The organism is Actinomadura sp. B10D3, assembly GCF_039871695.1.
GTDB lineage: Bacteria > Actinomycetota > Actinomycetes > Streptosporangiales > Streptosporangiaceae > Spirillospora > Spirillospora madurae.
Genome location: NZ_JBDPLY010000002.1, coordinates 257,192 through 270,545 on the forward strand (window position 1 = coordinate 257,192; position 13,354 = coordinate 270,545).

At 73.5% G+C, this 13,354-nt stretch carries 14 protein-coding genes; 7 read left to right on the plus strand and 7 right to left on the minus strand.

Annotation, left to right across the window (positions count from 1 at the left end; genetic code table 11):
- The first annotated feature begins 35 nt into the window (after positions 1-35).
- The 4 genes from ABGB11_RS04445 to ABGB11_RS04460 all read left to right on the plus strand — a co-directional run bounded on the left by ABGB11_RS04445 (position 36) and on the right by ABGB11_RS04460 (position 3,875).
- Positions 36-2,147 (plus strand): DNA polymerase III subunit gamma and tau, encoded by a 2,112-nt coding sequence (locus tag ABGB11_RS04445; protein ID WP_347629036.1) that lies wholly within the window; start codon positions 36-38, stop codon positions 2,145-2,147.
- Positions 2,148-2,294: 147 nt separating this feature from the next.
- Positions 2,295-2,708 carry a YbaB/EbfC family nucleoid-associated protein gene (locus tag ABGB11_RS04450; RefSeq protein ID WP_347629038.1) on the plus strand — a complete coding sequence of 138 codons (414 nt, stop codon included), beginning with the start codon at positions 2,295-2,297 and terminating at the stop codon, positions 2,706-2,708.
- 29 nt (positions 2,709-2,737) lie between these two features.
- On the plus strand, positions 2,738-3,337 hold the full coding sequence (gene recR, locus ABGB11_RS04455) for a recombination mediator RecR (protein ID WP_021598842.1): 600 nt from the start codon (positions 2,738-2,740) through the stop codon (positions 3,335-3,337).
- Complete coding sequence (locus tag ABGB11_RS04460; protein ID WP_021598841.1) at positions 3,330-3,875, plus strand: DUF5063 domain-containing protein; 546 nt, start codon at positions 3,330-3,332, stop codon at positions 3,873-3,875. Before recR ends, ABGB11_RS04460 begins: the two co-directional genes overlap by 8 nt.
- 76 nt (positions 3,876-3,951) lie before the next feature.
- Here the strand turns inward: ABGB11_RS04460 and ABGB11_RS04465 are convergent, their stop codons facing one another.
- The 7 genes from ABGB11_RS04465 to ABGB11_RS04495 all read right to left on the minus strand — a co-directional run bounded on the left by ABGB11_RS04465 (position 3,952) and on the right by ABGB11_RS04495 (position 10,295).
- Entirely contained in the window at positions 3,952-4,242 is a 291-nt protein-coding gene (locus ABGB11_RS04465) for a hypothetical protein (RefSeq protein WP_347629041.1), read from the minus strand.
- 215 nt (positions 4,243-4,457) lie between these two features.
- The gene (locus tag ABGB11_RS04470) at positions 4,458-5,711 is read right to left on the minus strand and encodes an MFS transporter (RefSeq protein WP_347629043.1); all 1,254 of its coding nucleotides are present in this window, start codon (positions 5,709-5,711) and stop codon (positions 4,458-4,460) included.
- Positions 5,708-6,511, minus strand: coding sequence for a hypothetical protein (locus tag ABGB11_RS04475; protein ID WP_347629045.1), 804 nt, complete (start codon positions 6,509-6,511; stop codon positions 5,708-5,710). The genes ABGB11_RS04470 and ABGB11_RS04475 overlap by 4 nt, the downstream gene beginning before the upstream one ends.
- Complete coding sequence (locus tag ABGB11_RS04480; RefSeq protein ID WP_347629047.1) at positions 6,508-7,767, minus strand: hypothetical protein; 1,260 nt, start codon at positions 7,765-7,767, stop codon at positions 6,508-6,510. The genes ABGB11_RS04475 and ABGB11_RS04480 overlap by 4 nt, the downstream gene beginning before the upstream one ends.
- A complete protein-coding gene (locus ABGB11_RS04485; protein WP_347629049.1) occupies positions 7,664-8,572 on the minus strand; it encodes a hypothetical protein in 909 nt (302 codons plus the stop codon). The genes ABGB11_RS04480 and ABGB11_RS04485 overlap by 104 nt, the downstream gene beginning before the upstream one ends.
- Positions 8,569-9,417 carry a hypothetical protein gene (locus ABGB11_RS04490; RefSeq protein WP_347629051.1) on the minus strand — a complete coding sequence of 283 codons (849 nt, stop codon included), beginning with the start codon at positions 9,415-9,417 and terminating at the stop codon, positions 8,569-8,571. Before ABGB11_RS04490 ends, ABGB11_RS04485 begins: the two co-directional genes overlap by 4 nt.
- A gap of 212 nt (positions 9,418-9,629) precedes the next feature.
- Positions 9,630-10,295: a response regulator transcription factor gene (locus ABGB11_RS04495; protein ID WP_347629053.1), complete on the minus strand. Its 666-nt coding sequence runs from the start codon at positions 10,293-10,295 to the stop codon at positions 9,630-9,632.
- A 194-nt stretch (positions 10,296-10,489) separates the two neighbouring features.
- On the opposite strand from ABGB11_RS04495, the gene ABGB11_RS04500 reads away from it, so the two are divergent.
- From ABGB11_RS04500 to ABGB11_RS04510, 3 genes are all read left to right on the plus strand, one after another.
- Positions 10,490-10,714 carry a hypothetical protein gene (locus ABGB11_RS04500; RefSeq protein WP_347629055.1) on the plus strand — a complete coding sequence of 75 codons (225 nt, stop codon included), beginning with the start codon at positions 10,490-10,492 and terminating at the stop codon, positions 10,712-10,714.
- A gap of 106 nt (positions 10,715-10,820) precedes the next feature.
- Positions 10,821-12,095 carry an aspartate kinase gene (locus ABGB11_RS04505; RefSeq protein ID WP_024934438.1) on the plus strand — a complete coding sequence of 425 codons (1,275 nt, stop codon included), beginning with the start codon at positions 10,821-10,823 and terminating at the stop codon, positions 12,093-12,095.
- Between the two features lie 142 nt (positions 12,096-12,237).
- A complete protein-coding gene (locus ABGB11_RS04510; RefSeq protein WP_347629057.1) occupies positions 12,238-13,302 on the plus strand; it encodes an aspartate-semialdehyde dehydrogenase in 1,065 nt (354 codons plus the stop codon).
- Positions 13,303-13,354 lie beyond the last annotated feature (52 nt).

The following is a 13,354-nucleotide window of genomic DNA, read 5'->3' on the forward strand; positions in this document are numbered from 1 at the left end:
CGACGCTCTGCTTCTCTAGGGAGGGCGGACCCCCGATGAGTCTGGCTCTGTACCGCAAGTACCGGCCAGCGACGTTCGCCGAGCTGAAGGGGCAGGAGCACGTCGCCGAGCCCCTGCGGCAGGCGCTGCGCAACGGCCGGATCAACCACGCGTACCTGTTCAGCGGTCCGCGCGGCTGCGGCAAGACGTCCAGCGCCCGCATCCTCGCCCGCTCGCTGAACTGCGAGCAGGGCCCCACCCCCGACCCGTGCGGCAAGTGCGACTCGTGCGTCGCGCTCGGGCCGTCCGGGACGGGGCACATCGACGTGATCGAGATCGACGCCGCGTCCCACGGCGGCGTCGACGACGCCCGCGACCTGCGGGAGCGGGCCTTCTTCGCCCCGGTGTCGGCGCGCTTCAAGGTGTACATCATCGACGAGGCGCACATGGTCACCCGGGAGGGCTTCAACGCGCTGCTGAAGCTCGTCGAGGAGCCGCCGCCGCACCTGAAGTTCGTGTTCGCGACGACCGAGCCGGAGAAGGTCATCGGGACGATCCGGTCCCGGACGCACCACTACCCGTTCCGGCTGATCCCGCCCGGTGTGCTGCAGGAGCTCGTCGAGGAGATCCTGCAGAGCGAGGACGTCCCGTACGAGCCCTCCGCGCTGCCCCTGGCCGTGCGGGCGGGCGCCGGATCGGCGCGCGACACGCTGTCGATCCTGGACCAGCTCCTCGCCGGGTCCGACGAGAAGGGCATCACGTACGCGCGGGCCGTCTCGCTGCTCGGCTACACCGACTCGGCGCTGCTGGACGAGGTCATCGCGGCCTTCGCGGCCGGCGATGGCGCCGCGGTGTTCGCCGCGATCGACCGCGTGATCGAGAGCGGGCAGGACCCGCGCCGCTTCGCCGCCGACCTGCTCGAACGCGTCCGCGACCTGGTGATCCTGTCGAACGTCCCCGAGGCGGGCGGGACGGGGCTGCTGAACGTCCCGCCGGACGAGCTGGAGCAGATGCGGCGCCAGGCGTCCTCGATGGGGCCGGGGGAGCTGACGCGCGCCGCCGACCTGCTGCACACCGGCCTTACGGAGATGCGCGGTGCGACGTCGCCGCGCCTGCTGCTGGAACTGATCTGCGCGCGGATCCTGCTGCCCGCGGCCTACGAGGACGAGGCGTCCCTGCACGCCCGCCTGGACCGCCTCGAACGCCAGGCCTCCCAGGGCGGTTTCGGTGCCGGGCCAGGGGCCGGTTCGCAGGCGGCCGGGGGTTATTCGCTTCCTGCTCCGGGGGGCGATCCCGCGTCTGGCGGCAACCCTCGTCCCAGCGGGGCGCCGCCGCAGGCGCAAGGTGGCCCGATACAAACGGGTGTAGATCACTCCCCGCCCTCCCAGGGGGGCGACCCCACTTCCAGTGTCGACCCCCGCTCCGCCTCGGCGCCCGCAGAACAAGGTTCTGTGGATAACCGCGGTGCCGCGCCCCGCGCCGGGGCGCCCGGCGCCGGCGCCGGCGCCGCCGCGACCGCGAACTCGCCCGCCTCGGCTCCCGCTCCTGCCCCCGGCGGAGGGGTGGATTTCGGGGCCGTTCAGCGGCTGTGGCCGGACGTCGTCGAGGCCGTCAAGCAGAAGAGCCGCGCCACCTGGATGGTCATCATGTCCGGGGTGCAGCCGGTGTCGCTGGACGGGAAGGTCCTCACGCTCGGCTTCGACGCGGAGGGACGCCGCCTGGGGTTCGTCAACGGCGGGCGCGACGCCGTCCTCCGTGAGGTGTTCAAGGAGCGGATGGGCGTCGACTGGCGGATCGAGACCGTCGTCGGCGGGGCGCCGGCCGGTCCCCCATCGGGGAGGCCGGGCCCTAGCAGCGGGTTCGGTGGGGCGGCGACACCGAACCCGGCACCGCAGCCGCGGTCCCCGGCCCGGCCGGCCGCGCAGCCGTCCGCACCGGCGCCCGAGAGGTCCGACAGGTACGAGAGCGCGCCCGAACCGCCGCCCCCGCCGCCCCCGCCGCCGGACGAGCCTCCGCCGCCCCCCGATCCCGGTCCGCTGGACGAGAGCGACGAGGTCGACCCCGAGGGCGACGCCGACGCCGACGGGATCGAGGCCGAGATGAACGGGATGGCGCTCATCGAGCGCGAGCTCGGCGGCCGGATCATCCGTGAGATCGACAACTCCTGAAAGGCAACTCCGGGAAAAGGGGACCGGGGGACCGTCCGCCCCACGTACCGCATCCTGCCCCGAACCCGTAGTCTCGTGGGACGGACGTCCGGTGGCTGGCGGAGCGCCAGAGAGCAGGCCCTCGGGGGCCGGAAGAGGGAGTGCACCGTGGAACCCGGTGGTCAGCTGAACATGCAGGAACTGCTCCAGCAGGCGCAGGCCATGCAGGAGCAGCTTTTCAACGCGCAGCGCGAGCTTGCGGAGGCCGAGGTGACGGGGACCGCCGGGGGCGGGCTCGTCACCGCGACGGTCAACGGGCAGGGCGAGGTCACCGGCCTGTCGATCGACCCGAAGGCCATCGACCCGGCCGACCCGGCCGACACGGCGGAGACCATCGCCGACCTGGTGCTCGCCGCGATCCGCGACGCCGGTCGCGAGGCCCAGGAGCTCCAGCAGGAGAAGATGGGACCGCTCGCCCAGGGCCTCGGCGGCCTCCCCGGCGGGGGCGGCCTGCCCGGTGGCGGTGGCGGCGGGGGCCTGCCCGGCGGTTTCCCGGGCCTCGGCGGCGGTCAGGGCGCCTGAGCGCAGCGACCTAGGAAAGGAGGGGTCCGTTGTACGAAGGGGTGGTTCAGAACCTCATCGACGAGCTGGGCAGGCTGCCCGGCGTCGGCCCCAAGAGCGCGCAGCGGATCGCCTTCCACCTCCTCGCCGCCGATCCCGCCGACGTCGAGCGTCTCGGGAAGGCGCTCAAGGAGGTCAAGGACAAGGTCCGCTTCTGCAAGACGTGCGGAAACGTCGCGGAAGAAGAGGAATGCCGGATCTGTCGTGACGCGCGCCGCGACCCCCACATCATCTGCGTGGTGGAGGAGTCCAAGGACGTCGTCGCGATCGAGAAGACCCGCGAGTTCCGCGGCACCTACCACGTACTCGGCGGCGCGATCAGCCCGATCGAGGGCGTCGGCCCCGACGACCTGCGCATCCGCGAGCTGATGCAGCGCCTCGCGGACGGGACGGTGACCGAGCTGATCCTCGCCACCGACCCCAACCTGGAGGGCGAGGCGACGGCGACGTACCTTGCCCGGCTCGTCAAACCCATGGGCATCACCGTCACCCGTCTGGCCAGCGGCCTGCCGGTGGGTGGCGACCTTGAGTACGCCGACGAGGTGACGCTTGGCCGCGCATTCGAAGGACGGAGGCTGCTCGATGTCTGACACCAACAGCCCGCAGGACTGGAACGCCCTCGCCGAACGCGTGGCGTGCCACGTCGACAACTACCTCAACGGCCTGGAGGCGGTCGCCCGCGGCGACGGCGGGAAGCACACCATCCCGCTGCTCCTCCTGGAGGTGTCGCAGGTCATCCTGGCCGGCGCGCAGCTCGGCGCCAGCGCCGACGTGATCCTTCCGGACAACTGGGAGCCCGAGGTCGGCGACGACCCGGACCTCGACGCCGTCCGGCAGGGCCTCCGCGAGCGGCTCCAGGCGCTGGACGAGTACGTCGAGGTCTTCGACCCGTACAAGGACACCGAGCCCACCGCGTACCGCCTGTCGGACGACCTGGTCGACGTCGCCAGCGACCTCGTCCACGGGCTCCGCCACTACAACCAGGACCGCCCCCTGGAGGCCCTCTGGTGGTGGCAGTACTCCTACTTCAACCACTGGGGCAACCACGCCGGCGCCGCGCTGCGGGCCCTGCACGCCTTCGTGGCGAACTCCCGCCTGGACGTCTCCCCAGAGGTCGCGACCGCCTAGCCGAACCGCCCAGCCGACCTGCTCAGCCGAACCGCCCTAGCCGAACCGCCCTAGCCGACCGCCCTAGCCAACCGCCCTAGCCGGACGTGCCCGGGTTCACGGACGCGCCCAGCGTCCAGGCGATCAGCTCGGCCGCCTTCTCGGCGTCCGGGCCGATCTCCCCGCCCGGCTCGGACGCCCACGCGTAGAGGCGCAGGTCGCCGTCCCAGGCGACGGCCGCGTCCTGTCCCCGGTACGCCACCTGCAGGACCGCTCCGTCCTCGTCCGGCCGCGTCGCGGACACCTGCGGAGCGCGCCGCCGTAACGCCGCGTACAGCGAATGAAGCGGACCTCTGCGCACCCGCGGCAGCTCGTCGAACGCGCCCATCGGCTCTCCCCTCGGCTCGGACATCCCGGCGTACGTGCCCGCGAGCACGGGCACGGCGGACCGCCGGCGGACGGCACGACCCGCGGCACACCGCCCACCCCGCCGATACATAGACGCTTTGCCCTACTTCTGGGTGGTCCGCCAAGAGGGCCGGAAATCGGTGACATCTCCCACCCCGCCCACCTTTCGAGCCGCCCCCGAGCAGGCCACGGGTGTCAGAGGACGGTATGGCGCAGGCGTCGCGAGACGACCAGCTCGGTGGCGACGCCGAGGCCGGCGCGGACCAGCAGGAACGCCGCGAGGCCCCACACGTCCCACAGCAGCGCGGCGATGACCGGCCCGAGGGCCTCCCCGACCGACAGCGCCGTGTCGAGGGTCGCGACGACCCGGCCGGCCCGCGGCCCCGCGCGGCGCGCCGCCTGGGCCAGCAGGCTCCCCCACGGCGGCCGGAACGCGGCGCGGCCCGCGACGTCCACGAGACGGCCGCTCAGCAGCCCCGCGGCGGTCGGGAAGACCAGGTACAGCAGGGAGGACAGCGTGTTGGCGAGCGTGCGCGCCCCCGTGAGCGGCATCGCGCCGAACCGGTCGGCGGCCAGGCCGGCGAGCGGGCCGACGATGAGCAGCACCAGCACGGACGCGGAGTAGATCGCCCCGATCTGCCCGGGGCTCAGGCCCGCGACCTCGGCGGCGAGCACGGGGAAGAGCCCGTGGGTCATGTGGGCGGTCATCCCGGCGAGCAGGCCCAGCGCGCACAGCAGCCGCAGGCGGCCGTCGCGGAACACCCGCAGCTCCGGGTCGGGTCGGCTCCGTCCCGGCGGCGGGTCCTTCACCAGCCGGACGGCGACCGGTTCCTCGGGCGCCGGAGGGTCCTCGGGTCGCGGTTCCGGACGCGGAACCCAGCGCCACACCACGAGGACCGGGACGAGGGAGATCGCCCCGACGAAGCCCCACAGTAACCGGAAGTCGTTGCCGCTCAGGGCCAGGAGGAGCCCGCCGAGCGCCCCCGCCGACACGGCGCCCAGGTCCTTCGCGCCGAACGAGATCGAGAAGGCCCGGCCGAGTTTCCGCGTGCCGGAGCCGGCCACCACGCTGATGGACGCCGGATCCCGCGCCGCCGACGCCGCCCCCTGGACCAGCCGCACCAGGTAGAGGGAGGCGGGCGTGGCGGCGGTGAACAGCAGGATCGACGCGACGAGGCGCACCGTCACCGCCGTGAGGTAGCCGCGGCGGGCGCCCCACCGGTCCACCGTCCAGCCCATGATGGGCTTGACGATCAGCTCGACCAGCGGCTTCAACGCGACGAGGACGCCGATCTCCGCCAGCGACATGCCCAGCTGCCGGGCGTAGAGCGGCATCGCGAAGATCACCACGCCGAAGGCCAGCCGGGTGGTGAAACCCTCCACGACGACGGCCTGCAACGCGCGGGCGGGCGGGGAGCCGCCCGTCCGGAAGACCCTCGGCACGCTCATGGCGCGTGTCCCCGGGACGCGATCGCGAGGGCGGCGTCGGCGACCCAGCCGGCGGCGTCCGGTACCCCGCGGAAGCCGGGGAAGGTGTTGACGTCGACGATCACGGGGCCGTGCGCGCAGGTCACGACATCGATGCCCCAGCAGGTCAGCCCGCACGCCTCGGCCGTCCGCAGGCCCAGCCGCACGAGCGCCGGGTCCGGGTCGGGGACGGGGACGCGTGGCACGTCCAGGCAGCCGGGCTCGACGTGGACCCGCAGCACGGCGGCCCGGTCGCCCACGCCGCACACCTTGTAGTCGAAGCCGGGCCCGTCGACGACGTCCTGGACGAGCCAGGGTCCGCCGCCCGCCGGGTGCTCCCCCGGGTGAAGGGCCCCGGCGCCCCGCCCCAGGCGGCCGCGCAGCGGTTTCACGAACCGGGGCCTTCCCGACGTACGGAGCAGGTCCGCCACCGCGCCGGCGTCGGCCGCCACCGTCGTCGGGGGGACCGGCAGCCCCGCCCGTTCGAGCAGGGCCAGCGTCCGGATCTTGTCGATGGCCCGCAACGTCGCGGGGAGGGCGTTGAGGCAGGCGCCGCCCGCGTCGGCCACGGCCCCCGCCGCGCACAGCACCGCCGGGTCGCCGCCCTTGATGAGGTGGACGTCGGCCTCCGGCAGGTCCGAGGGCTCCCACGGGGCGGTCGCGTCGAAGGACGTGAGGCTCCCGCCGCGCGCGCTCAGGGCGGCACCGAGCGGGCGCAGCAGCGGGTTGCGGCCCGCGTCCGACCCGGCCTCGACCAGGACGCAGACCCGCGGCCCGCTCACCGGGTCACCGTCGCTGGACGGCGGTCGCTCCGGCCGGGCACGCCGGGCGGGAACGGTGCCGACGGCGGGAACCACGGGCCGCCGTCGGCGTACCGGAAGTCGTGGTAGCGGTCGGCGACCGCGGCGGCGAACCCGTCGTCGGCGCCCAGACCGCACACGCCGGTCAGCACCGCGGGCGCGCCCCGCTCGTCCAGCAGCCGGCGCAGCCGGCGCGCCGACGCGTCGGCCGACAGCACCGCCCCGTCGCCGTACCCGTACAGGAGGACGGCGGCGATGCCGAGCACGAAGGGGGCCAGGCCGCGCGGGGCGGTGCGGCCGAGGAGGGCGACCGGCCCCAGCAGCCGGTCGCCGGGCGCGAGCTTGCGGATCGGGTCGCGGGCCACCCGGACGACGGGGTCGGCGAGTTCGGTGTTGCCGTAGCGGGCGAGCACGTCGGCCACGGGGGCGTGCACGTCGTCGACGGGGTCCGGGGCGTGCCCCGGGCACAGGCACGGGTGGGCGGCGAGGACGGCGCGCCGCGCCGCGAGCAGCGCGCCGGTCACGACGGGCCGGACGAACGGGTCGAGGATCGCCGTGTCGATGGTGCGGTGGCCGCGCAGCCAGCCGAGGTAGGCGGTGAAGGCGTGGCCGGTGTTGAAGACGAACAGCTTCTCGCGCAGCCGCGCGCCGAACTGGCAGGTGGCGTGCACGCCCGGCAGTGCGGGCGGCGCCAGGCGCAGCGGGAGGGCGTCGACGTCCAGCCGCCGGGCGGCGTCGCCGACGAACTCCGGCACCCCCGGTTCGTGCCAGCTGCCGCGGCTCACGGCCACCCGGGCGACCGCCCCGGCGACCCCGAGCGGGGGCAGCGTCGTCCCGCCGGCCTCCGCGGTGCCGGCGAGCGCTCCGCGGACCCGGCGGGCGCAGTCGGCGTTCCCCACCACCCACACGTCCAGCGGCCGGTCCCGGCGGGCGGCGAGCCCGGGGACCAGGTGCCGCGCGACCTCGGCGACCTTTCCCTCGCCCACGCTGAGCACGATCAGGTCCGCGTCCGCGACCGCCCGGTCCAGGTCAGCCGTGCCCACCGCCGCGGCGGCGACGCCGCGGACCTCCTCGGGCGGCTCCCCGGTCACGCGCACCCGCCAGCCGCCGGCCGACCGGATGCGGCGGGCGGTCTCACGGGTCCGGCAGCCGAGCAGGATCTCGTGCCCCGCCTCCAGGAACAAGGGGACCAGGTACCCGCAGCCCAGCTTCCCGGAACCGACGATCACTACGCGCATGACTGTGCCCCCCTTCCAGGTGGCCGAGCAGGTGGTCGAAGACGAGGCCGGCGGCGCCGGGGACGCCCTTGAACCCCGGGAAGGCGTTGACATCGACGATCACCGGCCCGTCCGTGCCGCCGATCATGTCGACGCCGTAGGCGCACAGCCCGAACACGCGCCCCGCGCCGAGCGCCAGGTCCGCCATCGCGGCGTCCGGGCGCAGCGGGCGGCCCAGCTTCTCGGCGAGCGACCGGGCCGGCCAGCGGCGCAGCGTCCCGTGGACGTGCGGCCCGACCACGAACAGCTTGCGGTCCCAGCCGTCGCCCGGGATCCGGTCCTGGACGAGCCAGGGCCCCCGGCCGCCGGCCGGGAAGGCGTCCCCCTGATCGAGGAGCGTCACTCCCTCGCCGCGACTGCCCAGCGGCGTCTTCACCACCACCGGCCGGCCGGCGGCGATGCCCGCCACGGCCCGCGGGTCGTCGACGATCCGCGCCGGCGGCACCGGGAGGCCGGCCGCGGCGAGCCGCCGCCAGGTCTCCACCCGGTCGGCGACCGTCGCCGTGGCGGCCGGTGCGTTGCACCAGACGGCCCCCGGCGGGGCGCTCGCCCGCGCCGACGCAGCCGTATCCGGATGGACCGACCGCAGGATGACCAGGTCGGCTCGGGCGAAGACGGCGCCTGGCAGGTCCGGCGCGTCCTGCCAGGTCTCGATGTGAGCGCCCAGCGCGCGGAACTCCGCGAGCACCTTCCAGACGATGGAGTGGCGCGTCGGCTTCTTGCCGTGGACCAGGACGATCCGCACCCCGGTTCTGATCGTGGTCAAGGTGGAACCACCTCCGCGAGACGGGACTGGACGAGGTCGGCGACCGCGTCGGGGGCCTCCGCGATCCCCGTGTAGTTCGGGAAGTCGTTGACGTCGACGACCAGCGGCCCGCCGGGGGACGGCAGCACGTCCACGCCGTACAGCTCCAGCCCGAAGGCGTCACGGCAGGCGAGGGCCAGCGCCCGCAGCTCTTCGGTGACCGGCACGGGCACCGGCTCGTCCCACCGTCCCGGCGCGATCAGCGGCGAGGGCCGCCGCACCGCCCACACCTGCGTGCCCGCCCCGTACAGCTTGACGTCGACCCCCGCGACGTCGACGTAGTGCTGGGCGAGGACCATGCCGTCGGGCCAGGGCAGCCGCTCCAGATCGCGCGGGGAGTCCACCCGGACGATCCCGTCGCCGTTGTCGCCGTAGGGCGGCTTCAGCAGCAGCGGCCACGCCGCGGCGGGAAGGCCCGCCAGCGAGGCGGGCCGGTCGGTGAGGAACGTCCGCGGGGTGGGCACCCCGGCGCGGGCGAGCAGCAGTGCGGCGTGCGGTTTGTCGCGCACCGCCTGGATCGCCTCCCAGCGGTTGACCGTGCGGGCACCGTCGAGCTGCGCGCGGTACAGCAGCGACAGCGCGAACGGGTGCCGGGTGCGCGGCACCACGAGATCACCCGGCCGCGGCGCCGGCGGGACCCGCCGTCCGCCCCGCACCGTGCCGCCGTCCGCCCGCACCTCGGTGACGAGCCGGTCCGCCGGGGCCGCCGCGACCGGCACCCCGCGACCGCGCAGCGCGTCGACCAGGGCGCGCGGCATGAGCTGGCCCAGATAACGCGAGTCGGTGAGCACCAGCACGCGGTTCATCGACCACCCCTCTCAGCGGCTCACGTGAAGGCGGGCTGAAGACGGACCGTCCGGGGCGGGTCCTCCGCCCGAACGCCAGGCAAAGAAGGAAAGTCCAACACTCAGCCTGTGCCACCCATGTGAAACCAGCGTGAAAGGAGCGTGAGCATGTTCTCATGCTTTACTGATCAGTGACCTGACCAGAAAAGAGAAGGGTATGCAGGGCGTGCTGTTCAACCGCACCGGTACCCCATGCCGCGGAGCGTTTTGATCACGTCGGGCCCGAGTTTGCGCCGCAACCGTCCGATGTAGACCGGCACGACGTTCGAACACGGTCCGACGGCGGGGCCCCAGACATGGTCGAGGATCTGCTCCTGCGAGACCACCTGCCGCGGGTGCCGCAGCAGCAGGTCGAGCAGGGCGAACTCCTTCGCGCTGAGATCCACCGTGCGCCCGTCCGGCGTCCGCGCCCGGCGGGTGCGCAGGTCGAGCGTCAACCCGTCGACGCCGAGGGCGGCGGGCGCCGCCCTCGCCGTCTGCGTGCTGCGGAGCCGCAGCCGGATGCGCGCCAGCAGCTCATCGAACCGGAACGGCTTGGTCATGTAGTCGTCCGCGCCGCCGTCCAGGCCGGCGACGGTGTCACCGACCGTGGCGCGCGACGTCAAGATGATCACGGGAAGCGGGGACCGCGCCGCGCGGATCCGCCGGAGGACGTCGAAGCCGTCGCGGCCCGGAAGCCCGATGGTGAGCACGAGAAGGTCGTACTCGCCGGACAGGGCGTGGCTGAGTGCCGCATCGCCGTCGGCGACGACGGTCGGGTGAAAGCCATGGGTGCGCAGTCCCTTGTGGAGGAACCGGGCGATGCGTTCATCGTTCTCGGAAATCAAGATTCTGTTCATGGCCGTCTCCCCGTCTCGGTTCGGCGTCGCTCCTCACCAAGGAGAGCGACCATGGTTTACCCCTGCACCCGGGTTCGATTCCCTCGGCAACGTCGATTTCGTTTTGCCGCGCCTTTTGTGCTGTTCATTGCCCGGGTATGGCCCGGACGGGTCATAGGGTTGCCCTTTTCCTTGCCGTGAAGGAGCATGATCGGATGCGGTTCTCGATCAATATTCCGAACTTCGGTGACTTCGCCGATCCGCGGACGGTGGCGCGGGTCGCGGGGTTCTGCAGGATCGTCCGGAGGCTGAACGACCACCTCGACGCCGACGCAGACCATGTCGGCGTCCAGGTCATCGGGGTCGAGCCCGGCCGGACGGCCATGCCCCAGTGGCGGCGGCTGGCCGAGGCGCTCGCGCCTGAGCGGGCGGCCGTGTAGCGGCCCCGGCCCGGCGACGCGGAGTTACCTGGTCGTGATCCACCGGTGCGGGCTCTGTAGACTCGTCGTCCGGAACGCCTGACCCCGATCCGAGGAGCGCCCGCTCGTGGCTCTTGTCGTACAGAAGTACGGTGGCTCCTCCGTCGCCGACGCCGATGGCGTCAAGCGGGTCGCCCAGCGCATCGTCGCAACGAAGAAGGCGGGCAACGACGTGGTCGTCGTGGTCTCCGCCATGGGCGACACGACGGATGATCTCATCGATATGGCCAAGCAGGTCAGCCCGCTCCCGCCGGGGCGCGAGCTGGACATGCTGCTCACCGCGGGCGAGCGCATCTCGATGGCCCTGCTCGCCATGGCCATCGCGAACCTGGGCCACGAGGCCCGCTCGTTCACCGGCTCCCAGGCGGGCGTCATCACCGACGGCTCGCACGGCAAAGCCAAGATCATCGACGTGACGCCGGGCCGGATCCGGACCGCGCTGGACGAGGGCTCGATCTGCATCGTGGCCGGGTTCCAGGGCGTCTCCCAGGGCACCAAGGACATCACCACGCTCGGCCGCGGCGGGTCCGACACCACCGCCGTGGCGCTCGCCGCGGCGCTGGACGCCGACGTCTGCGAGATCTACTCCGACGTCGACGGCGTCTTCACCGCCGACCCGCGCATCGTGCCCGCCGCCCGCAAGATCCCGAAGATCTCCTACGAGGAGATGCTGGAGATGGCGGCGAGCGGCGCGAAGATCCTGCATCTGCGCTGCGTGGAGTACGCGCGCCGGTACAACATCCCGATCCATGTGCGCTCCTCCTTCAGTCAGAAGGAGGGCACGTGGGTCGTCGACAGCAGTGAGATCGAGGGACAGGACATGGAGCAGGCGATCATCTCCGGCGTCGCGCACGACCGGAGCGAAGCCAAGATCACCGTGGTCGGGGTGCCGGACAAGGTCGGCGAGGCCGCCACGATCTTCACGGTGCTGTCCGACGCCGAGATCAACATCGACATGATCGTGCAGAACGTGTCGGCGGCGTCCACCGGGCGGACCGACATCTCGTTCACGCTGCCGTCGACCGACGGGCAGAGCGCGCTGACCGCGCTGAACAAGGTCAAGGAGCGGATCGGGTTCGAGTCGCTGCGCTACGACGACCGGATCGGCAAGGTGTCGCTGATCGGCGCCGGGATGCGCTCGCACCCGGGCGTCACCGCGACGCTGTTCGGCGCGATCGCCGAGGCCGGGGTGAACATCGAGATGATCTCCACCTCGGAGATCCGGATCTCCGTCGTCGTCGCGCAGGACGACATCGACACCGCGGTCGCCGCCGCGCACCACGCCTTCGACCTCGACTCCGACCAGGTCGAGGCCGTCGTCTACGGCGGTACCGGCCGCTGACGTCCTCGCGGGGCCGCGCGGGCGATCGCGCCCCGCGCGGCCTTTTGCGTCGCCCGACTCAGACCCTCGTCCGCGCCGGTGGGACCATCCCGTCCGGGAACCGGTCGCGGATCGCGGTAGTTCTGAGGATGTGAGTGCGACGATGGACTCGGATTCCGGACGTCCGGCCCTCGCGGTCGTGGGCGCGACCGGGGCGGTCGGATCGGTGATGCGCCACCTGCTGTCCACCCGCCGTGACGTGTACGGGGAGATCCGGCTCGTGGCGTCGGAACGTTCCGCCGGGCGGCCGCTCCAGGTGCGCGGCGAGGACGTGCCGGTGGCCCCGCTGACCCCCGAGGTCTTCGACGGCGTCGGCGTGGCGATGTTCGCCGTGCCGGACGCGGTCGCCGCCGAGTGGGCGCCGGTCGCGGCGGCCCGCGGCGCCGTCGCGGTCGACGGCTCCCGGGCGTTCCGGACGCGACCGGACGTGCCGCTCGTCGTCCCCGAGGTGAACCCGGAGCGGGTGCGGGACCGCCCGCGCGGCATCGTCGCCGGGCCCGGCTGCGCGACGCTGTCGATGATCGTGGCGATCGGCGCGCTGCACCGGCGGTACGGGCTGAAGGAGCTGGTCATCGCGTCCTACCAGGCGGCGTCCGGGGCCGGCCGGGCCGGCACCGACACCCTGTACGGGCAGCTGGAGAAGGTCGGCGGCGACCGGGCACTCGGCAACCGGGCGGGCGACATCCGCGGCGTCGTCGGCGAGCTCGGCCCGTTCCCCGCGCCGCTCGCGATGAACGTCGTGCCGTGGACGGGGACGCACGCCGACGGCGGCTGGACGTCCGACGAGGTCGGCCTGCGCGACGAGACACGCAAGATCCTCGGCCTGCCGGGGCTGCGGGTCGCGGCGACCTGCGTCCGCGTCCCGGTGATCACCGGTCACTCGATGGCCGTGCACGCGGTGTTCGAGGAGCGGACCGGGCGGCGGGAGGCGCAGGACGTCCTCGCCCGCTCGGCCGGGGTCGTGCTGTGCGACAACCCGGACACGCGCGAGTTCCCGACCCCCTCCGACGTCGCCGGCACCGACCCGACCTGGGCCGGGCGCGTCCGCCGTTCCCTGGACGACCCGTACGCGCTCGACCTGTTCCTCAGCGGCGACAACCTGCGCAAGGGCGCCGCGCTCAACACCGCCCAGACCGCCGAGCTGATCGCCGCGGAACTCACCGGCTGAGCGGGGGTGGCGCGGTGCCGGTCCGGTCTGGGTATACCGTTCCCGGACGCGG

What these genes read in the sequence shown, in the direction of transcription:
- ABGB11_RS04470 (WP_347629043.1), bottom strand. Translation starts at nt 5,711, where the DNA reads ATGAGCGTGCCGAGGGTCTTCCGGACGGGCGGCTCCCCGCCCGCCCGC.
- ABGB11_RS04500 (WP_347629055.1), top strand. Translation starts at nt 10,490, where the DNA reads ATGCGGTTCTCGATCAATATTCCGAACTTCGGTGACTTCGCCGATCCG.
- ABGB11_RS04510 (WP_347629057.1), top strand. Translation starts at nt 12,238, where the DNA reads ATGGACTCGGATTCCGGACGTCCGGCCCTCGCGGTCGTGGGCGCGACC.
- ABGB11_RS04490 (WP_347629051.1), bottom strand. Translation starts at nt 9,417, where the DNA reads ATGAACCGCGTGCTGGTGCTCACCGACTCGCGTTATCTGGGCCAGCTC.
- ABGB11_RS04465 (WP_347629041.1), bottom strand. Translation starts at nt 4,242, where the DNA reads ATGGGCGCGTTCGACGAGCTGCCGCGGGTGCGCAGAGGTCCGCTTCAT.
- ABGB11_RS04495 (WP_347629053.1), bottom strand. Translation starts at nt 10,295, where the DNA reads ATGAACAGAATCTTGATTTCCGAGAACGATGAACGCATCGCCCGGTTC.
- ABGB11_RS04445 (WP_347629036.1), top strand. Translation starts at nt 36, where the DNA reads ATGAGTCTGGCTCTGTACCGCAAGTACCGGCCAGCGACGTTCGCCGAG.
- ABGB11_RS04480 (WP_347629047.1), bottom strand. Translation starts at nt 7,767, where the DNA reads ATGCGCGTAGTGATCGTCGGTTCCGGGAAGCTGGGCTGCGGGTACCTG.
- ABGB11_RS04460 (WP_021598841.1), top strand. Translation starts at nt 3,330, where the DNA reads ATGTCTGACACCAACAGCCCGCAGGACTGGAACGCCCTCGCCGAACGC.